Annotated in this window: 21 protein-coding genes and 3 pseudogenes; 16 read left to right on the plus strand and 8 right to left on the minus strand. The window is 41.0% G+C overall.

All coding sequences use genetic code 11. The features are described 5' to 3' along the window. Window position 1: 1 nt before the first annotated feature. From F0342_RS05390 to F0342_RS05405, 4 genes and pseudogenes are all read right to left on the minus strand, one after another. Window positions 2–676: pseudogene (locus tag F0342_RS05390) on the minus strand (IS3 family transposase); the annotation flags it as partial. Between the two features lie 16 nt (window positions 677–692). After that, window positions 693–1441: pseudogene (locus F0342_RS05395) on the minus strand (IS3 family transposase); the annotation flags it as partial. A gap of 216 nt (window positions 1442–1657) precedes the next feature. Then, window positions 1658–1852, minus strand: a pseudogene (locus F0342_RS05400) (transposase); the annotation flags it as partial. 103 nt (window positions 1853–1955) lie between these two features. Beyond that, entirely contained in the window at window positions 1956–2852 is an 897-nt protein-coding gene (locus F0342_RS05405; protein WP_262481652.1) for a LysR family transcriptional regulator, read from the minus strand. Window positions 2853–2957: 105 nt separating this feature from the next. Here F0342_RS05405 and F0342_RS05410 point away from each other — a divergent pair, with 105 nt between their 5' ends. The 12 genes from F0342_RS05410 (at window position 2958) to proC (ending at window position 13266) form a co-directional block, all read left to right on the plus strand. Further along, a complete protein-coding gene (locus tag F0342_RS05410) occupies window positions 2958–3629 on the plus strand; it encodes an ankyrin repeat domain-containing protein (RefSeq protein ID WP_149154991.1) in 672 nt (223 codons plus the stop codon). Further along, window positions 3626–4915, plus strand: a complete 1290-nt coding sequence (locus F0342_RS05415) for a purine/pyrimidine permease (RefSeq protein WP_149154992.1) — start codon at window positions 3626–3628, stop codon at window positions 4913–4915. Before F0342_RS05410 ends, F0342_RS05415 begins: the two co-directional genes overlap by 4 nt. A 377-nt stretch (window positions 4916–5292) precedes the next feature. Further along, on the plus strand, window positions 5293–7188 hold the full coding sequence (locus F0342_RS05420) for a PrkA family serine protein kinase (RefSeq protein ID WP_148968241.1): 1896 nt from the start codon (window positions 5293–5295) through the stop codon (window positions 7186–7188). A 99-nt stretch (window positions 7189–7287) separates the two neighbouring features. After that, window positions 7288–7470 carry a hypothetical protein gene (locus F0342_RS05425; protein WP_149154993.1) on the plus strand — a complete coding sequence of 61 codons (183 nt, stop codon included), beginning with the start codon at window positions 7288–7290 and terminating at the stop codon, window positions 7468–7470. Window positions 7471–7548: 78 nt separating this feature from the next. Then, complete coding sequence (locus F0342_RS05430) at window positions 7549–7722, plus strand: hypothetical protein (protein WP_149154994.1); 174 nt, start codon at window positions 7549–7551, stop codon at window positions 7720–7722. A gap of 265 nt (window positions 7723–7987) precedes the next feature. Continuing rightward, entirely contained in the window at window positions 7988–9148 is a 1161-nt protein-coding gene (yhbH, locus tag F0342_RS05435; RefSeq protein ID WP_395940666.1) for a sporulation protein YhbH, read from the plus strand. A gap of 140 nt (window positions 9149–9288) precedes the next feature. After that, on the plus strand, window positions 9289–9780 hold the full coding sequence (locus tag F0342_RS05440) for an STAS domain-containing protein (RefSeq protein WP_149154996.1): 492 nt from the start codon (window positions 9289–9291) through the stop codon (window positions 9778–9780). Between the two features lie 112 nt (window positions 9781–9892). Further along, window positions 9893–10609, plus strand: a complete 717-nt coding sequence (locus F0342_RS05445) for a DUF421 domain-containing protein (protein ID WP_149154997.1) — start codon at window positions 9893–9895, stop codon at window positions 10607–10609. A 169-nt stretch (window positions 10610–10778) separates the two neighbouring features. Beyond that, on the plus strand, window positions 10779–11075 hold the full coding sequence (locus F0342_RS05450) for a YciI family protein (RefSeq protein WP_149154998.1): 297 nt from the start codon (window positions 10779–10781) through the stop codon (window positions 11073–11075). 35 nt (window positions 11076–11110) lie between these two features. Next, entirely contained in the window at window positions 11111–12127 is a 1017-nt protein-coding gene (locus F0342_RS05455) for a phosphotransferase enzyme family protein (RefSeq protein ID WP_149154999.1), read from the plus strand. Between the two features lie 130 nt (window positions 12128–12257). After that, window positions 12258–12404, plus strand: a complete 147-nt coding sequence (locus F0342_RS25140) for a hypothetical protein (RefSeq protein WP_223145701.1) — start codon at window positions 12258–12260, stop codon at window positions 12402–12404. A gap of 40 nt (window positions 12405–12444) precedes the next feature. Further along, window positions 12445–13266: a pyrroline-5-carboxylate reductase gene (gene proC / locus F0342_RS05460; RefSeq protein WP_149155000.1), complete on the plus strand. Its 822-nt coding sequence runs from the start codon at window positions 12445–12447 to the stop codon at window positions 13264–13266. 105 nt (window positions 13267–13371) lie between these two features. On the opposite strand, the gene F0342_RS05465 is transcribed toward proC, so the two are convergent. From F0342_RS05465 to F0342_RS05475, 3 genes are all read right to left on the minus strand, one after another. Next, window positions 13372–14025: an SIMPL domain-containing protein gene (locus F0342_RS05465; RefSeq protein WP_149155001.1), complete on the minus strand. Its 654-nt coding sequence runs from the start codon at window positions 14023–14025 to the stop codon at window positions 13372–13374. An 8-nt stretch (window positions 14026–14033) separates the two neighbouring features. Beyond that, window positions 14034–14480, minus strand: coding sequence for a transporter (locus F0342_RS05470; RefSeq protein WP_149155002.1), 447 nt, complete (start codon window positions 14478–14480; stop codon window positions 14034–14036). A gap of 88 nt (window positions 14481–14568) precedes the next feature. Next, a complete protein-coding gene (locus tag F0342_RS05475; RefSeq protein WP_149155003.1) occupies window positions 14569–15519 on the minus strand; it encodes an L-lactate dehydrogenase in 951 nt (316 codons plus the stop codon). A gap of 308 nt (window positions 15520–15827) precedes the next feature. Here F0342_RS05475 and F0342_RS05480 point away from each other — a divergent pair, with 308 nt between their 5' ends. The 3 genes from F0342_RS05480 (at window position 15828) to F0342_RS05490 (ending at window position 17523) form a co-directional block, all read left to right on the plus strand. Beyond that, window positions 15828–16364, plus strand: a complete 537-nt coding sequence (locus F0342_RS05480) for a GNAT family N-acetyltransferase (protein WP_149155004.1) — start codon at window positions 15828–15830, stop codon at window positions 16362–16364. Window positions 16365–16378: 14 nt separating this feature from the next. Then, window positions 16379–16864 carry a tetratricopeptide repeat protein gene (locus F0342_RS05485; protein ID WP_149155005.1) on the plus strand — a complete coding sequence of 162 codons (486 nt, stop codon included), beginning with the start codon at window positions 16379–16381 and terminating at the stop codon, window positions 16862–16864. Window positions 16865–16932: 68 nt separating this feature from the next. Continuing rightward, the gene (locus F0342_RS05490) at window positions 16933–17523 is read left to right on the plus strand and encodes a histidine phosphatase family protein (RefSeq protein WP_149155375.1); all 591 of its coding nucleotides are present in this window, start codon (window positions 16933–16935) and stop codon (window positions 17521–17523) included. Between the two features lie 26 nt (window positions 17524–17549). On the opposite strand, the gene F0342_RS05495 is transcribed toward F0342_RS05490, so the two are convergent. Beyond that, window positions 17550–18851 carry an NCS2 family permease gene (locus tag F0342_RS05495; protein ID WP_149155006.1) on the minus strand — a complete coding sequence of 434 codons (1302 nt, stop codon included), beginning with the start codon at window positions 18849–18851 and terminating at the stop codon, window positions 17550–17552. Between the two features lie 244 nt (window positions 18852–19095). On the opposite strand from F0342_RS05495, the gene F0342_RS05500 reads away from it, so the two are divergent. Further along, entirely contained in the window at window positions 19096–20739 is a 1644-nt protein-coding gene (locus F0342_RS05500; RefSeq protein ID WP_149155007.1) for a M20/M25/M40 family metallo-hydrolase, read from the plus strand. Window positions 20740–20926 lie beyond the last annotated feature (187 nt).

Raw genomic sequence — 20926 nt, forward strand, 5'->3', positions numbered from 1 at the left:
CCTAAGCTGCCTTGACTCTAAATTCTACCGGAGTCTGGCAGTTTAATTTTGTAAAAGGACGACAATAATTATAATAATACATGTACGATTCTATTTTCTTTCGTACTGTATGGTTGGTTAGTTTCCCTCGATCCAGAGGGCTGAATTCTTCTGACTTTAAAGAGGAGTGGAAGGATTCGATGACGGCATTATCAAAGCAGTTTCCTCGTCGGGACATGCTTGTGATAATGCCTCTTTTTTTTGCGTCTTCCTGAAAATCATACGATGTATATTGAGACCCTTGATCACTGTGAAGGATGCATCCAGATACATCACGACCTTCACACGCTCTCTTTAACGTATCTAGCACTAGAGCTTTATCTTGTTTATCACTAATGGTGTAAGCAAGAATTTCGTTATTAAACAAGTCCATAATCGTTGATAAATATAACATTTTCTCACCATAAGGAAGATAGGTAATATCTGTAACCCATTTTTCACTTGGCTTAGATGCATGGAATTCTCTGTTTAAGTAATTCGGCACCACGATTTTACTTTCCCCAGCTATATAGTTTTGTCTTTTCGGTTTAACACGGCACTGAATATTAAATTTCTGCATAATTCGTTGTACAGTGTTCCGATTGACTTTGAGTTTGTGCTCTTTACGCAAGAGATCACGAACCATCCGGTGCCCGATGNTTAAACAAGTCCATAATCGTTGATAAATATAACATTTTCTCACCATAAGGAAGATAGGTAATATCTGTAACCCATTTTTCACTTGGCTTAGATGCATGGAATTCTCTGTTTAAGTAATTCGGCACCACGATTTTACTTTCCCCAGCTATATAGTTTTGTCTTTTCGGTTTAACACGGCACTGAATATTAAATTTCTGCATAATTCGTTGTACAGTGTTCCGATTGACTTTGAGTTTGTGCTCTTTACGCAAGAGATCACGAACCATCCGGTGCCCGATGCGAAATTTCAAATCCCCGCAAATATCAATGATTTTCTTCTCCAATTCTGATGGGCCCCATGACTTTCCCCGCCAACGATAATAAGTAGCCTTTGCCACTCCAAAGCATTCACAAAGGGCAATAACGGTATATTTATGTTTAAACATCTCTACGGTCTGTACGAATACTTCTGGGACCACTTCCTTTCGATTTCCCTGTACTTTCCCAACAATTCCTCACGCATTTCATAATAAGCAACTTTCTTTCGTAACTGGGCTAGTTCACTTTCATCATTAGGACCTTTCCCATAAGAATATTGTTTACCAAGAGGTTGAGCAAAACGATGAGCCTCACCATTCTTGAACCATTTCACCCAGGTCTTAATCTGAGATCGATTCTTAATCCCGAACATCTCCATTAGCTCTTGATTTGAATGTTTACCTTCTAATTTTAAACGGACAACTTCTTTCTTAACTTCTTCTGGATAGGACATTTTATTACCCATAGAAAAAACACCTCCAAATGTAAATGAATTATTTACTACTTGAAGGTGTTTTATTCAGTCTCATATTATTAGGTCTCTCTACATTGGCTTCTGGTTTTTTATTATGCATTCGTACTTGATGTTAGGTATTTAAAAACCCGTGATGGTATCCCAAAACCCAACTAAATCTTTCCGATCATCAATCCTTCATGTTTCGACAAAATCCTTATAGTGANAAGAATATTGTTTACCAAGAGGTTGAGCAAAACGATGAGCCTCACCATTCTTGAACCATTTCACCCAGGTCTTAATCTGAGATCGATTCTTAATCCCGAACATCTCCATTAGCTCTTGATTTGAATGTTTACCTTCTAATTTTAAACGGACAACTTCTTTCTTAACTTCTTCTGGATAGGACATTTTATTACCCATAGAAAAAACACCTCCAAATGTAAATGAATTATTTACTACTTGAAGGTGTTTTATTCAGTCTCATATTATTAGGTCTCTCTACAATTCCTCTTCGGGCTTTTTCTTATTCCATCTCAGAGAGCTCGACTTGAAAATGTATTGTGACTAACCGGATAAACTCCCTCGTAGTTTTGGGCAAATAGAAGTCTTTTTTCCACACGATACCGTAGCTTGCTTTGTTCATGTTCTCGATTTCCAACAGTTGAACATCTTTATACTTAAATACCTGCAGAGCACTATGGGGGACGATAGAGGAAGCGAATCCTTGTTCCACAAGATTGGCCAGGAGGACAGTATCCGAGCATTCCGCCTTTACATTTGGCGTTAACCCGATTGAAATAAATGACTGAACAATCATTTCGTACAATCCTAAACTTTGCGTACTTGGAAGGATTAATGGGTGGTGAACAATATCCTCTAATCTAATCGTGTCATGGCTCGAAGTCGGAACACTCGTAATGTAATAAAAGGGCTCATTTTGGAGGACCACCTTCACCATATTGTCTGCAGAAAATGGCAGTCGAATCAGAGCAGCATCAATCTCCCGTAATTCTAAAAGATGAATGAGCTGAGAAGATTCGTTTTGATGGATATTATAGGTGATGTTCGGGAAGTTCTTTTCATACTCTGTTAAAATATGTGGTAAATCAATGTCAGATAGTGTATTTACACCGATCCTCAGTTTGCCTTTTTCCCCGGAACCAATTTCTTTGACTTCAGCTTCTGCAGCCTCCAGCAGCTTGATTGTCTGATAAGCATGCTGATAAAGGGCTCTACCAGCCTCTGTAATCAACAATTTCCTCCCCCTCCGGTCAAACAAGCTCACACCAAGGTCCTCTTCCATCGTGCGCAGTTGCTGACTTAGGGGAGGCTGAGACATATGTAGTCGCTTTGCTGCAGCCAGTATTGTTTTTTCTTCCACAATCGCCATGAAGTAGCGCAGTTGTTTAATGTCCAGCATGGTAACGACCTCTCTTATACAATAAATATATAATAATATAATTTAATATATATTATACATATATATTTGGCCGTGATACCCTAAAAGTTGTTAGGGGGAGTGAAAATGAAGAAGATGCTCATTGCAATCTTTATCAGTACTCTAGCGGGATGTTCGCCTAATGCTCAAGAGGAGGAAAAAGAAGTGATTTTCACCTATATAAAAGAAGGATATATTGAAGAGGTTGAAACGTTAATTGATGAAGGTGCCGATATTAATCAACAGGATGCCCTCGGTAGAACTCCAGTAATGCTTGCGACGTATCAAAATAATCCGGATATGGTTCGTTTGCTTATTGATAGGGGAGCTAATATTCATGTTAAGGATGAATTAAAAAACAATCCCTTCCTGTATGCTGGTGCAGAAGGAATGAATGACATTCTGCTTCTCACGATCGAAGCAGGAGCAGATCCTGCTTTAGTAAATCGATATGGCGGAACTGCGCTAATTCCAGCTGCGGAAAAAGGCCACGGTGAGACGGTCAAACTTCTACTGGAAAAAACAAATGTCGATATCAATCATGTAAATGACCTTGGCTGGACAGCCTTGATGGAAGCCATTGTATTGAGTGATGGAGGAAAGGTGCATCAAGAGATTATTGCTACATTAATCGAGTATGGTGCCGATGTAACGATACCTGATCAGGAAGGAAAATCACCAATTGAGCATGCCAAGGAAAGAGGATTTGATGAAATTGAGGAGATGCTGCTTACAGCCGGAGCGGTCAAAGTATCATGAAATGCAAAGGGCAGTCCGTAAGAATAACTATGCAAAGCTTCCAATGGCTCATGTTTTTGATTGGCACGTCGATTGCTCTTCCGATTGTAATTGGTAGTGTGTTTGGATTAAGTGAGATCGAGATATCAGGGTTAATGCAAAGAACGCTTTTCCTGGTGGCTCTCGGCTCCATTCTTCAGATAGTAATTGGACATTCCCTTCCGATTATTGAAGGACCAGCTGGATCCTGGGTAAGTGTCTTTGTTATTTTGGCGGGCTTTTCTAAGCAAATTGGTCTTTCTGTTGAAGAATCACTATCCCTTGGCATGGGATCACTTGCTTTAGCAGGATGTATTCTGCTCCTAATGGGATTAGTGAAAAACAAATCATTTTACCAAAGAGTATTTCCACCTTTAGTTTCAGGTGTTTTTTTGTTTCTTCTAGCGATTCAGCTTAGTGGCATCTTTTTTAAGGGGATGATCGTTCAAGAAGAAGGGAACGTTGATTGGAAACTGACGATGCTGGCCATTTTCGTTTTTATCTTTATTGTAATTCTGTCAATTAAAGCAAGAGGATGGGGAAAGCAGTTTTCACTTTTGATCGGCATCATTGTTGGCTGGGGTGTGTTCGCCATGTCCGGTGGGGCTTCCAACCCTATTGGACAGAGGGATCTTAATGGTGTAGCTTTACCAGAACTATTTTCATGGGGACCACCTGCAATCAATGGTAATATCATCACTGCTACTATTCTGTTTTCTTTAACTCTGATTCTAAACAATATTGCAGCCATTGATTCGATGTATGAGGTATTTGATGGAAAGAAAATCAATAAGCAAGACAGTATAAGAAGAGGGTTTGTCGTCGGAGGAATCAATCATTGGTTATCGTCCGTTTTTTCTGCCCTTGCCATTGTGCCCTTGCCGGTTACATCAGGTTTCGTACAAACGACGAAACAAAGAAATGGTCTTCCATTTCTTATAGCAGCAGGCAGTTTATTACTCATATCCTTTATGCCACAAGTGGTGCATGTAGTGTCCACTTTGCCTGTAGCTGTCGCAAGTGCAGCGTTGCTTTCGACAATTGTGAATATGTTTATCATTTCTTTAAAAAAGATTACTTCTATTGAGTTGAACCAAAGGGAGTTATCAATCATTGGTATTTCACTTTTGGGCGGCACAAGTCTCTTCTTTCAATCTCCGGATCTTTTCGAAGATCTTCCGAGTTCGCTTCAAATTGTAATGAGTAATGGTTTGATCGTAGGGACAGTTGTGGTAATTGGTCTTAATTTAATATGGCGTAATAACTAAAAAAACTGGCCTTGGCCAGTTTTTTTAGTTTATGAATTAGTTGGAGCCGGGTTTATCATTATATCCAGCAGTGAAAATCGCTACTAAGAACGCTAAAGATACACCTATAATCATTATAGTACCCATGTTTGGTAACCTCCCAGTTTCACTTATTCCACAGTCTGTCTTTAGTATAGCCTATTTTTTATTTGATGTGAATGAAATCGGTTAATTTTTTGATGATCTGTGACAGGTTGACGAATTGATAATGAAACGATTTTATTCATAGTGAATACCGAACCTTTGTCTGCAATAAATATATCTTGTTAACATGTTCAGGTGAACAAGCGCATACAGTATATTAATCGTCTCTCATTAAGCGACAGGGGGAGGTCCTTATGGATATTTTAAAAAAAATCGAACATTACCGAGAAGAAGAAGAGAAACTGAAATGGGAAGGGACGTTTGCTCAGTATTTAGACCTGCTGAAAGAGAAGCCTTGGGTTGGGCAATCCGCTCATTCAAGAGTCTTTAATATGATTAAGGATGCCGGAGTTGAAGAGGTCGAAGGGAAAAGAAAGTATAAATTCTTCAGCAATCAATTATTTGGCTTAGAAGAGGCGCTGGAAAGACTCGTTGAAGAATACTTTCACCCTGCTGCGAAACGATTGGATGTAAGGAAGAGAATCTTATTACTGATGGGGCCAGTCAGTGGAGGGAAATCAACCCTTGTTTCCATGCTGAAACGCGGGCTGGAACAATATTCCCGGACAGAAAGAGGAGGCGTCTTTTCAATCAAAGGCTGCCCGATGCACGAAGATCCATTGCATCTGATTCCACAACATTTACGTGAAGATTTTTACAACGAATATGGCATTCGCATTGAAGGAAATCTCTCTCCGTTAAATACTATGCGTTTGGAGAAAGAATACCATGGCCGCATAGAAGACGTTCAGGTCGAAAGAGTCTTTTTCTCTGAAGATAAACGTGTAGGAATCGGTACGTTCAGTCCATCTGATCCAAAATCACAGGATATCGCCGATTTAACGGGAAGTATCGATTTTTCCACGATTGCCGAGTTTGGTTCTGAGTCAGATCCGAGAGCTTACCGATTTGATGGTGAGTTAAATAAAGCGAACCGTGGATTGATGGAATTCCAGGAAATGCTGAAGTGTGATGAAAAGTTCTTATGGCACTTATTATCTCTTACTCAGGAAGGAAACTTCAAGGCAGGGCGGTTTGCACTGATTTCGGCTGATGAGCTAATTGTGGCCCATACGAATGAAACTGAGTATCGATCCTTCATTGCAAATAAAAAGAATGAAGCCTTACACTCCCGTATTATCGTCATGCCGGTTCCTTATAACCTGAAGGTTACCCAGGAAGAGAAAATATATGAGAAAATGATTAACGAAAGTGATGTGTCGAATGTCCACGTGGCTCCTCATACGTTACGGGTAGCGGCGATGTTCACCATTTTGACCCGAATGAAGGAACCAAAGCGCGGTGATATTGATTTAATCAAGAAAATGCGCTTGTACGACGGCGAAAATGTCGAAGGTTTCAACTCTGCAGATGTGGATGAAATGAAGAAGGAATACCAGGATGAAGGAATGAGTGGAATCGATCCGCGGTATGTCATTAACCGAATCTCGTCTACGATCATTCGGAAAGAGATCCCGACCATTAACGCTTTAGACGTTCTTCGTGCATTGAAAGAAGGACTGGATCAACATCCATCAATTACGAATGAACTTCGTGATAAGTATTTGAACTTTATCTCCCTCGCCCGTAAGGAATATGATGATATTGCCAAGAAAGAAGTTCAAAAAGCTTTCGTGTATTCATATGAAGAGTCTGCGAAAACGCTTATGGATAACTATCTTGATAACGTTGAAGCTTACTGCAATAAGGCGAAGCTTCATGATCCATTAACCGGTGAAGAAATCAATCCGGATGAAAAGCTGATGCGTTCCATTGAAGAACAAATTGGCATTTCAGAAAATGCAAAGAAAGCATTCCGTGAAGAAATTCTTATCCGTATTTCTGCCTATGCCCGTAAAGGGAAGCGTTTCGACTACAATTCACATGATCGCTTGAGAGAAGCCATTCAGAAGAAGCTATTCGCTGACTTGAAGGACGTTGTGAAAATCACGACATCTTCGAAAACGCCAGACGAACAGCAGCTGAAGAAAGTCAACGAAGTGGTTGCCCGCCTCATCGATGAACATGGCTACAACTCAACATCCGCCAACGAATTACTACGCTATGTGGGCAGCCTGTTGAATCGATAAAAACAAAGAAATCGGAAGGTGCCAAACACACCTTCCGATTTTTCTATTTGGTTTATTTTTTCTCGTAAAGGGAAAAGTAGTAGCCAAGAGGTGAAAGTTATGAGCAAATACAAACATGAACTGGATAAAAACTATGAACCTGAAAATGGCTCCATGGCATCTGATATGGAAGAGATAGAGCAGCTGGGAAAGCAAATGGACAAGCTAAGAACGAATGAAGAGCTGAAAGAGGACAAAAAGCAGCCGGATCCTGTTCAATTTAAAGAGAAAGACAAGGAATAGTTGACGGAAAACTCTGAATATAATAGTCTATAGATAGAGAGCTGGGCCCATTATCTTAAATGAAAGTGGGTGAAGAGGATGTCTTCTAAACCTCATCGTCGAGAAGAAGCAGAACCTCTTAACGGAAGTATGGCCTCCAATATGGAGGAAGTCATCAAGCTAGGGAAGCAGATGGAAAAATTACGTTCCAGTGGCGAATTAAAGATACACAATCGAGTATCAGACCCGGCTCAATATGAAGAAGAAGCTTAATCAGGTGATTCTGCCTGGTTATTTTTTTTTGAGGAAATCGGTCATTCACGGACATCACATAACCTGTCAGAAAAATAGGCTCGTCCAACCATAAAAGAACGATTAATTGTCGAAATTATTTGTAAATTTATCAATACTTCTGCATAGGATAGAGTAATCCCCGTTTCACTTCATGGGATACATGCAGTTTAGACAGTCAACATAGTGTATGCAGGAGAATGAAAAAATGTGAAAAAACTTTAAGGAGGGGAATAATTTGAGTCAAATGGATAATCATCAGTTTGTCATTTCCAAGGAAGATTGGGCCCTCCACCGCAAAGGTCACGATGATCAACAAAGACATCAAGAGAAAGTACAGGATGCGATTCGAAACAACTTACCTGATTTGATTACGGAAGAAAACATTGTCATGTCAAATGGTCGAGACGTCGTCAAGATCCCGATTCGTTCTTTAGATGAATATAAAATTCGTTATAACTATGATAAGAATAAGCACGTGGGGCAAGGTGACGGTGAAAGTCAGGTAGGAGACGTTATTGCAAGAGACGGCTCACCGCAGCAGCAGGGTCCTGGAAAAGGTCAAGGGGCCGGAGATAAAGCCGGTGAAGATTACTATGAAGCAGAAGTGTCGATGCTCGAGATTGAAGAAGCCTTATTTAGCCAATTGGAACTTCCGAACCTAAAGAAGAAGGAGCAAGATGTTCAAACCGTCGAGCACATTGAATTCAACGATATCCGTAAAACAGGCCTAATGGGGAATATAGATAAAAAGAAGACGATGATGTCTGCCTTTAAGAGGAATGCCATGAAAGGAGCACCAAGCTTTCATCCGATATATACCGAAGACTTGAAGTTCAGAACGTGGAATGAAGTATTAAAGCCTGAATCAAAAGCGGTCGTATTGGCTATGATGGATACGAGTGGATCCATGGGAGTATGGGAGAAATATATGGCAAGAAGCTTTTTCTTCTGGATGACACGTTTTTTGAGAACAAAATATGAAACCGTAGAAATTGAATTCATCGCACATCATACCGAGGCCAAAGTGGTATCAGAAGAGCACTTCTTCTCGAAAGGGGAAAGTGGAGGAACCATCTGTTCATCTGCTTATCGCAAAGCGTTGGAACTAATCGATGGAAAGTACGCTCCAAGCCGATATAATATTTATCCGTTCCATTTCTCTGATGGGGATAATTTGACGTCTGATAACGTACGATGCGTGAAGCTTGTAGAAGAATTAATGAAAGTATCCAGCATGTTCGGTTACGGGGAAGTGAACCAGTATAACCGCCACTCCACCTTAATGTCAGCCTATAAAAATATTAAAAACGACGATTTCCGTTATTACATTCTCAAACAAAAAGCAGATGTATTCCATGCCATGAAAAGTTTCTTCCACAATGAGCAGGAAAAAGCATTCGCTTGAGAAAAACCAGCCGATGAGGCTGGTTTTTCACTGTCTTCTGCTTATCTACTTACATATGAAAATATTAGGTTATTCTATATGCATAGTGCTAGAATAGAGAGAGGTACTATTAAAACATTCTATAAGCGGTGAGGTTTATCATGACAGATGAAATGCAAGAAATTCAACAACTAAAGAATGAAATTAAAGAATTAAAAGAACAGCTGATTCAATCAGAACAGCTAATCATGGATATCTCAGCACCTATTATCCCATCGATCGTCCCGGAAACCATCTTGATCCCCATAACCGGCAGACTTAGTCCTGAACGTTTTGAAAGAATCATTTCCAGGATATTAGACGTCTCGTACGGTGGGGACATCAACACAATCATTGTAGATTTCTCAGCCATATCAGAAAAAGAAATCGGGGAAATGGACATCTTCGGCACTTATATCCATAACATGGCCAAGGCAATTGGATTAATGGGAATCGAACCCCTTTTTGTCGGATTTACGCCTGCACTTACACAAGTGATGATCAATTCAGGGGTGAGAGAGCTTAAGGGGATTAAAAGCTTCCTCACATTCCGGACAGCTTTGCAGTATTTGATGAGGGAAAAGGAAATTACATTTCAGAAGATAACTGATTAAAAGAACCAGCCTATTCGGTTGGTTCTTTTAATTTATATGCAAACAACCTTCATGTTTGTTCTGTGATAGGGGAAACTATCCCTATCAGACTCAAAAAGGATTTGAATAGCTCATGGTTGATTTTAAAGACTTAGGTATCGTGGTTTTAAGAATCTTTACGATACTTCCATTTATGATTTTTGTCACATTATATATGGGGAAACGTTCAATTGGGGAGTTGCCTGTATTTGATTTTTTAGTGGTCCTCGTGTTTGGTTCTGTTGTAGGTGCGGATATTGCGGATCCTGACATCAAACATATCCATACGATCGTCGCAATGATTCTAATCGGCATATTACAAAAGATCTTGACCAAAATGAAAGTCTCCTCAAGAAAAGTAGGCAAACTGCTTTCCTTTGAGCCTACTGTCGTGATTGAAAACGGTCAGGTTCTAAAAGAAGACTTAAAGAAAACCGGTTATACGATTGATAATATCCTGATGCTTCTTCGGGAGAAAGAAGTCTTCTCGTTGCAAGATGTGGAGATTGGAATCATTGAATCGAATGGAAGTTTATCGATTCATAAGATTCCCCCGAAACAAACGGTTACAGTGGAGGATGCGGGAGTGATGAAGCGGACGAGCCTTGCATTTCCTCTTATTGTAGACGGCGTATTGCATACGGGCGTATTAGATAAATTAAACGTGGAGGAAAAATGGGTTCGGGATGAAATGCGAAAAGTGGGATTCACGGCAATCGATGAGGTATTCTATGCTTCCATCAATGTAAGAAAGGAAATTCATATCGTGAAAACATCTGATATTCACTCGTATCCCCCATTCTTTAATTGAGGGTACCCTTTGAAAGCAGCAAGGCTAGGTGGAGCTCAGGTTGAAGGAGATATCGTTCATTTTTATATAATCTAAAGAAGGCTGTTGAGTATATTGAACAGCTTTTTTGCTTATAAAGGAATCTTGGGAAGAGAAGTCGTATATATAGGGAGAAGGAGGTTGATTCACGATGGAATTTATCTATGTATTAAAGCTGATTCAGCGCTTACATAAGGAAGAAAATTGGACAACCGGGGATGAGGGGATTGTTCAACGTCATTTTGAGAGGCTAAAGGAGCTTACGGACTCTGGAGTGGTTATCCTTGCCGGCAGAACATTGAATGAAGAAGAAAATGCTTTTGGAATTGTTATTTTTGAAGCGGTAGATGCGGAAAAGGCCAAAGCGTTCATGAAGGAAGATCCTGCGGTAAAAGAAGGAATCATGACAGCAGAGCTGTTTCCTTACCGAGTAGCTCTTTCGAGATAGGAACTCAATACTGAAATAGAGTAGGAGAAGGTACGATGGAAAAGTGGATAGAAGAACTTTTTACAGAGAAACTATTGGCTGAAGCTGCCTTACGATTTGGCTGTAATACGGCTCAAGCGAAGAAACTCGGTGACTTTGAAAATTATGTGTATGAGGTGCATAAGGGAGACATCCCTTATATCCTCCGCCTCACTCACAGTTCTCATCGTTCAGAAAGAGAAGTGGAAGCTGAACTGAAATGGATTAACTACTTACATAAACACGGAGTGAATGTATCTTTAGTCAATCATTCTGATAAAGGAAAGCTCGTAGAAGTCATCAAAGCAGGAGACACGTATTTCTATGTGTGTTTGTTTGATAAAGCTCCAGGCAGTCCAGTAAAAGTAACTGATCCGTTGTTCGATGATGAACTGTTTTATAAATGGGGGGAAATGACTGGGCATATGCACCGGGTAACAAAGAAATATGGAGAGGATGTCAACCGCCATCGCTGGGATCAGGACGATGTGCTGGACTATAAGAAATATTTATCTGTGGAAGACAGGTACATCCTTAAAGCTGCTCAAACAAACATGGAGACGATTAGAAGCTTTGTGGAAACCAAAGATACTTTTGGGCTGATTCACTCAGACATCCATCCAGGGAACTTCTTTTACCATGAGGGTGATCTTCATGTGTTTGATTTTGACGATAGTACACAGTTCTTTTTTATCAGTGACGTGGCCATCCCTCTTTACTATTCCGTGTGGTGGAAGCTTCGGAATGAGGACTTAGATACCCGCAGTCAATTTGGCGAAAGGTTTCTCGTTTCATTTTTAAAAGGTTATTTAACGGAGTGTGATTTAGAGGAAGAATGGGTGAAACGGATCTCTCATTTCCTGTTGCTCAGAGATTTAACACTGTATTCTGTATTCCATAAAAAGTGGGATCTTGAGAATTTATCGGAGGTCGAGGAGTCGCTTCTTTCTCAGATCAGGGACAGATTGCTCCATGATGAACCAATCGTCGATCTGGACTACGGCGAAATTATTGAAAAAGCGAGAGCAAAATGATTTGGGCACTGCTTATTACTGGTGTGATCATCGGATTGTTAGTCCGCCTTATGAGGACGACCTTTAAGAGTGGGTATGGTATGTCTGAGGATTTATTTGATCAACCTGTGTATGTGAAGACATGCAATCATTGCCAGAGGAAGATTCCAAAAGATTATCAAAAATCTCTTTGTCTCCATTGCGGGAAGCTGGTGGAATAAGGGAAAGGTTTGAAGGCTTGTCCTTTGAGCCTTTTTTAATGGCGTTTATTTTATATGTGAAGATAATTTTGGTATGATGCTAAAGACTGTTTACATACAAACTGATGAGGTGAAGAAATGGATAAAACCATTGGATTTATAGGATGCGGAAATATGGCACAAGCGATTATGGGGGGCATACTGAGGTCTGGATTGGTGGATAAACATGCGGTTAAAGCCAGTGCCAGAACTCAGGATACGCTGGAAAAAGTAGCAGGGGAATTTGGAGTGGGGGTTACCAGTGATAATAGAAGTGTAGCAGCCTTTTCGGATATTTTGTTTTTATCCGTGAAACCTGACCAATATCGGAGCATTATCGAATCGACAAAGAATTCCCTGAAAGAGGATGTCATCGTCATTACCATTGCAGCGGGTATCACGATTGATTGGATGGAGAGTCAGCTTTCTGAATCAATGAAAATTGTCCGGACCATGCCTAATACCCCGTCTCTTGTAGGTGAAGGTACGACAGCCTATTGTGTAAATAATGAAGTAACCGAAGAAGATCTTGCAGATGTACAAGCCATTTTAGAAAGCTTCGGAAAGGCTGAAATGGTAGAGGAAAGCTTGATGGATGCCATTCCTGCAGTAAGCGGATCTTCTCCCGCGTATGTGTTTATGTTCATAGAAGCTCTGGCTGATGGAGCGGTTCTGCAAGGCATTCCCCGTAAGCAGGCCTATCAGCTTGCATCGCAGGCTGTACTTGGAGCAGCCAAAATGGTTCTCGAAACGGGCACTCACCCAGGAGAACTGAAGGATGCCGTTTGCTCACCAGGAGGAGCAACGATTGAAGCGGTATCGGTTCTGGAAAAAAATAATTTTAAAGGAGCCATTTTAACGGCTATGGAAGCATGCAGCCGTAAATCGAAGTCCTTGGGTGAATATAGTGGAAAGCAATGACCTCAAGGCGGAGGGGCTAACATAATTTCAACCAAACCTGGAGGTCCGTCCCTCTCAGCATTATTCAAACTGCCAAAGTGTTAATATACTTTGGCAGTTTGTTATTTATTGGGTTTGGTATTCTACTGTCAAGATGGCTGTGACGCCGATTTGTCCTGGTTGTACGGTTGTACTTTCTTCAGCGGCTTTCACAAGTCCAGTTGTTACAAAGGGGGAGACCATTGGGCTTGATTGCTCTGTGATGGACTTTGGCTGAGGATTTAGCTGCTGCCCCGATTGGCTCGATAATGTGAGTGCTTTTTGGTATGCCTTTTGATATGCGGAAGTAAGGGCTAACTGATAGGATTCAATAGGATTTGAATTGACAAATTGAATGTTTTCTACCCGATTCGCTCCGCTCTTTATGGCTTCATCCATAATCGTACCCACTTTTTCCATATCTTTTATAGTAACGCGAAATACTTGGCGAACCTCATATCCTGTGAAAATTTGTTTCCCGTCCTCATAGTTGTACTGTGGGAATACTTGATAGGTGGAGGTTTGGATATCTTTTTGTGACACACCGTTATTTAATAGTGATTGAACGACTTCAGTGGACTGTTGTTGGTTTTGGTTTTGTGCCGCTTCAAGTTCTTCATCTTTAGTGACAACACCGAAAGAGACGATGGCTTGATCGGGATCCACATAAAGTGTATGCTCACCAGTTACAGTAATCGTCCCATTGGTGTTGCCGGTTCTATAGTAAGGATATGAATACATGAGCAAACCTACACGCAAGTAAAGGATTCAATTTTATCTAAATCGATGCCGAAGTATACCCATGTGAATCCGATCCATCTCCACCCGGCAATGGAACGGCGCCCAACAAAGACAGGATAAAACCAAAAAGCATCTCTTCTTAACCAAATATACGTGTAGCGGAATAAACATCTTCTGATGGCACCCGGGTCTACTGCAAAGACACTTGGTCCACCTTGTGTTCCTTGCATTACCGTTTTTTGTGGTTGGAAGTTCGGTGGTGGTCCGGGTGGTGGTTGATTTTGTCCGCCTTGCCCGCCTGTAGGTGGTGGTGAGCTGGGTGCGCCTTGTCCTCCACCTGGAAAGCCTGGAATGCCTGGAAAGCCACCGCCAGATCCTTGACCTTCCCCAGGAAAGCCGGGGAACCCGCTACCTCCCCCAGGAAAACCAGGGAATAGTTGTCTGTGATCGTACATAGAAGAACCTCCTCATAAAGAATTCTCTTTATCATATGAGGAGGACCAATGGGCGTGCGTGTCTATTCATTTTAACGAAGGGAGTAAATCAAGAATCCATCGCTTTTTTCATCACATTTTTCAGCATCTCTGCAGAGTGAGCGAATTGGGTTCTTTCTTTATCATTTAACGGAAGCTCGACGACTTTTCTGATACCCTCGCCATTAATAATGGCAGGGACACCGATGTATATGTCTTCCTGATCATATTCTCCATCAAGGAGAGCAGAAACGGTTAAAATGCTATTTTCGTTGTTAAAGATAGCTTTGGTAATCCTGGCAAGACCCATGGCTATGCCGTAATAGGTTGCGCCTTTCCGTTCAATGATGTGATAGGCTGCATCTCTTACATTGACGAATATATCATCGAGCTGTTTCTGCACGTCATCCTGGTGGAGATCAATCAACTCACTTAAATGACTTGCGCCTACAGTCGTGTGGCTCCAAACAGGAAACTCAGTATCTCCGTGTTCTCCCATAATATAGGCGTGAATATTCCGTGTATCAATATCAAAATGCTCTCCAACTAAGTAACGAAGTCTTGCTGTATCGAGGATCGTTCCTGATCCGATGACTCTTTCTTTCGGCAGACCGGAAAACTTCCACGTTGAATACGTTAAGATGTCGACAGGGTTCGTCGCCACAAGGAAAATGCCGTTGAATCCACTATTCATGACAGAGTCTACAATGTTTTTAAAGATTTTCACATTCTTTTCCACCAGGTCCAGACGGGTTTCACCCGGCTGCTGGTTCGCTCCTGCCGTAATCACGACCAAGTCAGCATCTTTACAATCACTGTAACCTCCTGCAGATATTTTCATAGGGGAAGCGAAAGCAAGACCATGATTTAAATCACGTGCGTCTCCGTCAGCTTTCTCCTTATTCAAATCAATCATCACAATTTCATTTGCGATTCCTTGATTCAAGAGAGCAAAGGCATAACTTGAACCTACAAATCCTGTACCGATTAAAGCTACTTTGTTAGTGCATTTGATTGTCATACGTCATCACCTATTCACTAATTATTTGTAAATAAATTGGTCCATGAATCTAACAATGGCCAGATTAAAAGAAAGAAAGCTTTAAGAATATGAGTGGAGATATTGTGAAATGGTTCACAATCAAATGATAACACGAAACACATTGTTATTCTAGTCTGAAATATAGCCTAACATACATAAATGTGAATAAATTCACAAACTTGTCTTACAGAGGAATGGACCCAGGTCCTTCCTTCAAATAAAAAAAGGGTTTTTTTTATTATGTGATGAATGTATAGAGGAAGAGGAGAGTTATGGGAGGTGTGTGTATGAATGTCAGGAGTGGGGATTTATATATCCGTCGGTTAGAGGAGGAGGATAAATACACGTTGGCAAGGTGGTTGCAGGATCCAGTGGTACTGGAGTTTTATGAAGGTAGGGACCGCCCCTTCACTCTTCAGATGGTGGAGGAGAAATTCCTGGCAGAGAGGGACGTCTTAGGTTGTCTGGTTGAGTATGAGGGGAATGAAATTGGTTATCTCCAGTATTATCAGCTTGATGAAGAAACAATGATACGATATGGTTACACGAATTTAGATGAAGTGATTTACGGTACGGATCAATTCATCGGAGAAGCGACATATTGGAACAGGGGAGTAGGGACGAAACTCATTCGAGCTGTAGTAGAGTACTTGCTCAAGAAAGAGGGGGTCCACCGCCTCGTGGTGGATCCCATGACTTGGAACACCAGAGCGATCCGTTGCTATGAGAAATGTGGATATAGTAAAGCGAGAATACTACGGGAGCATGAGCTTCATGAAGGCAAACACCATGATTCTTGGTTGATGGAGTTCATTCCCGAATAAATGGGTGATTTCAAATGAATAGAAAAATAGAAGAAGCCATTGCATTGCGAGAGTCAGGAGAATACGCAGCTTCCATTGAAAGGTGGAAGCGATTGATTGGGGAAGAACCAGATAATGGTTTTCTCCATTACCAATGTGCATGGAGCCATGACGCAATGGGACTCGAAAGCGAAGCCGTTCCTTATTACGAGAATTCGATTCAATTGGGACTGGATGATAAAGATTTACAAGGAGCTTATCTTGGATTAGGGAGTACATATCGGACATTGGGAGAGTTTGAAAAAAGCAAATCGGTGTTCGAGAAAGGAATCGGACGATTTCCTGAAAATAAAGTGTTGTCGGTCTTTTATTCTATGACACTCTATAATTTGAACGAACACAGTCAAGCAATGGAGCTACTCCTGACATGCATTGGAGAATCATCACAAGACTCCACCATCGAACCTTATAAAAAGGCGATAACATTTTATGCTGGTCAATTGGACATGGTGTGGAAATAAGGGTAGCTGTTCTGCATGACGGCTCATTTTTATGGCTGGAAAGTAATAAGGAGTGAATGAAGTTGGCAATTACACAACTGTATCTAGTGAGGCATGCTCACTCGGAATACACCCCCGAGGAGTTAACCAGACCCTTATCAGGCAAAGGTAAAGTGGATGCTGAGCATGTAACGGAATTATTAAAGAATGAAGAGATTGATGCAGTATGTTCCAGTCCGTATAAAAGGGCGGTGGAAACCGTTGAAGGGACAGCCCGCCATATTGGTCAGCGAATCAATTTGTATGAAGAAATGAGAGAACGAACACTTTCTGGAAAACCAGTTCAAAACTTTGAGGAGGCAATCTCATTGGTTTGGGAGGATCCTGCTTTTTCCTTAGAAGGTGGAGAGTCGAATCTCATCGCTCAAAAAAGGGGCGTACAAGGGATATTTAAGATTATTGAAGAATATAATGGGAAAAACGTTGCGATTGGAACACACGGTAATATCATGGTTCTGATCATGAGTTACTTTGATCCTCAATATGATATCAGGTTTTGGAGAAAGCTTGAAATGCCGGATATATATTGTTTAACTTTTGATGACAAAAATCTAAAAAGCGTCAAGAGAATATGGACACAACCAGCTGAATTTGCACCACAAAAAGACCGTTCATTATGAACGGTCTTTCGAGTATCTATATCGAGTTAATGAGGAAGGAATGCCAGCTGATAGAAGAACAGGACGGCAAAGATATACACGAGTGGGTGTACCTGCTTCCATTGCCCTTTTACTACTTTTAATAATGGATAAGATATGAATCCGAGAGCTATCCCGGTTGCGATGCTTGATGTTAACGGCATGCTAAGAATGATTAGAAATGCAGGGAAGGCTTCATCTAACTGATCCCATTTAATATGAGAAATGCTCCCCATCATTAAGCTTCCTACGATGATAAGGGCAGGAGCTGTAATGGCTGAAATTCCTGATACGGCACTTACAAGAGGACCGAAGAATGCAGCAGCGATGAACAGAATAGAAACCGTTAATGTTGTTAATCCTGTTCTTCCTCCAGCGGAAACACCGGCTGAAGATTCAATATAAGCGGACGTAGGACTTGTCCCAAACATCGCCCCTACAGTTGTTGCAATGGAATCCGCCAGTAGTGCTTCACGTGCTCTTGGCATCGTGTTGCCTTTCATAAGACCTGCTTGTTGAGCCACTCCGATCATCGTTCCTGTTGTGTCAAAGATAGTTACAAGTAAGAATGAGAACACAACGGCATATAGCCCGTATTGAAAGACATCGGCAAATGCTGTAAGAGGATTTGATACGATCAGTCCTTCTGGAAGATGTGGAAGAGCCACAAACCCTTCTTTAAATGATAATTCTCCTGTGAAGAAGGCAACGAGACCAGTGACAATCATTCCGATAAACAATGCACCATGGACACGTAAGACCATGAGGATAAGGGTAACAGCCAAACCGATTAAAGCTAATATCGCTGAAGATGAATGAAGATCCCCCAGCTGTACTAAATTCGTTGGATGAGCTTGGATAAGTCCTGTCAGTCGTAATCCGATAAAAGCAATGAACAACCCGATTCCTGCGGTGATGCCGTGCTTTAGATTTTGTGGAATGGCTTCGATCAATTTTTTTCTGAATGGTGTTAATGAAAGAATGATAAAGATGATACCTGCTACAAAAACGGCAGAGAATGCAACGATATAAGAAATGTCATCATTTGCACCTACTACAGAGTACGTAAAATAAGCATTCAATCCCATACCTGGTGCGATGGCAATTGGATAATTTGCGAATAAGGCCATCCATAACGTTCCGGCTACGGCTGAAATAATGGTTGCTAAGAAGACTTGATCAAATGGCACACCTGCGTCGGCTAATATAATGGGATTGACAACGACAATGTAAACCATTGTTAGAAATGTTGTAATCCCTGCCAGTATTTCAGTTTTAGGATTAGTGCCGTGTTCCTTTAATTTAAACATCGTAATACCTCCAATAAAACGAACATTAAAAACGCGCAACTTCTATAATATTCGGTATTAGATCCGATTTCAATAGAAAGGTATGAAAATTTTTTTAAGAAAGAATCCTGAAACCCCTTCCAAACCCATATCATTTTCGATAAGATGTTATAAATTATAGAAGAATCAGTCTCTATAATGCCCAGTAAGTAAACGATTAACCACGCATAAGCTGACATTTCTTAAGGAAAGGAGCGGTACTAACGTGTATACACAATTAATAAACAAATCAATCTCCAAGCAGATTGAACTCATCACACGATCTTTAGTCGCTCTGAAAAGCTACAATGGAACAATTGGCGAAAGTGAAAAAGCCCAGTATATATATGAAATGATTTCTTCATTTCCTTATTTTCAGGAGCATCCTGATCGAGTCTGGCTCCAAGAAGTCCCGAACGATCCTACAGGAAGGAAAAATGTGATTGCTCTCGTGAAAGGAACGTCATCGAAAACTGTATTATTCCATGCCCACTATGATACGGTGGGGACGGATGATTATGGGGCACTTCAAGATATGGCTCATGATCCCGACTTTCTTCAAAAGTTCTTTATGGACTATGAAGGAGAGGAAAAGGTAAGAGAAGATGCCCTCTCTGGAAACTGGCTGTTTGGAAGAGGGGCATTGGATATGCAGAGCGGAATTGCCGTACACATAGCGAATCTCTTGTACTATACGGGACAGGAAACGCCAGATGGACATTTACTTTTCCTATTTAATGGTGATGAAGAAAGTGAACATGCCGGAATGATTGCAGCATTAAGTGATCTCTATCGTTTGAAAAAAGAGGGTTTTGACTATTTGGCAGCGATCAATACCGATTTCATTTCTCCGATCTATGATGGGGACTGTAAACGATATATTTACACGGGTGCTGCAGGAAAGCTCCTGCCAAGCTTTTATATATATGGAAGAGAAGCACATGTAGGGGATGTGCTGACATCCATCGATCCTACTGTGATTGCTTCCAAAATCAATCTTGAAATCAATCAGAACCTGGATTATCTGGAGGATATACCAGGTGAATTCACCCTGCCGCCATCTTGCCTGTATTTCAAAGATGACAAGCATACGTATAATGTTCAGACCCCTCTAAGCGCTTCTCTATACTTTAACTATTTTGTATATGAGAGAACTGCCCGGGAAGTGCTCTATGATATGAAGAAGGCAGCCTTAAAGGCAGTGAGTGAATTGGAAGATCGCAGTAAAAAACAGTTTGAGCAATATCGAAGCTATCATGGTTTCCCGGAAAGGGAGTTTTCATGGGAAGTGGAAGTGCTGACGTTACGGGAGTATATCTTCTGGCTGAAGGAAAGAGGCATTGATCCGGATCCTGTCATGAAAAAGGTCTTTTATGATATGGAGGGAGAAGACAGAAGAACGATTGCGTATGCCATGGTGGAAGCACTGCAGCATCTGGACCCCGATCGAACGCCCAGAGTGATCATTTTCTTCGCACCGCCCTTTTTACCTCATAACTTTGTGAATGAAGAAAATGAGTATGGAAAGAGGGTGAGAGAAGCGTTAGGGAAATGCCTAAATGATATAGCCAAAGAAACCGGCGAAGAATTTGTCATTAAACGGTTTTTCCCATATCTCGCAGACGGCAGTTTTCTCTCTCTTCATGAAGAAGACGAGGATATTGACGTATTCAAAAAGAATCTTCCATTGATCGATCAGTTGTACCCTATTCCAATCGACATGATCAGAAAGCTGAACATCCCTTCTATTAATATCGGAGTTTACGGAAAAGATGGCCATCAGTGGACAGAGAGAGTGTATAAACCTTACACCTTCTCAGTGCTTCCGGAGATTATCCAGCGTGTGACGAAGGATTTATTGAAGATATGATGTGCTCATGAAAAAATAAACTTTTCAGACAGAGAGGTCATTCGCTTAGCGGTGTGCCTCTCTATTTTTATTGATTGGAACTGGATACGAAACTGGAATTGTCACAAAAAGGTCAATCCTAAAAGATGCATAAAGAGAACAAGTTTACTATAATAGAGTTATTGATTTGTGAAATATTTCACTAACT

The sequence above is a fragment of the Bacillus sp. CH30_1T genome (assembly GCF_008364765.1).
Taxonomy (GTDB): domain Bacteria; phylum Bacillota; class Bacilli; order Bacillales; family Bacillaceae_B; genus Rossellomorea.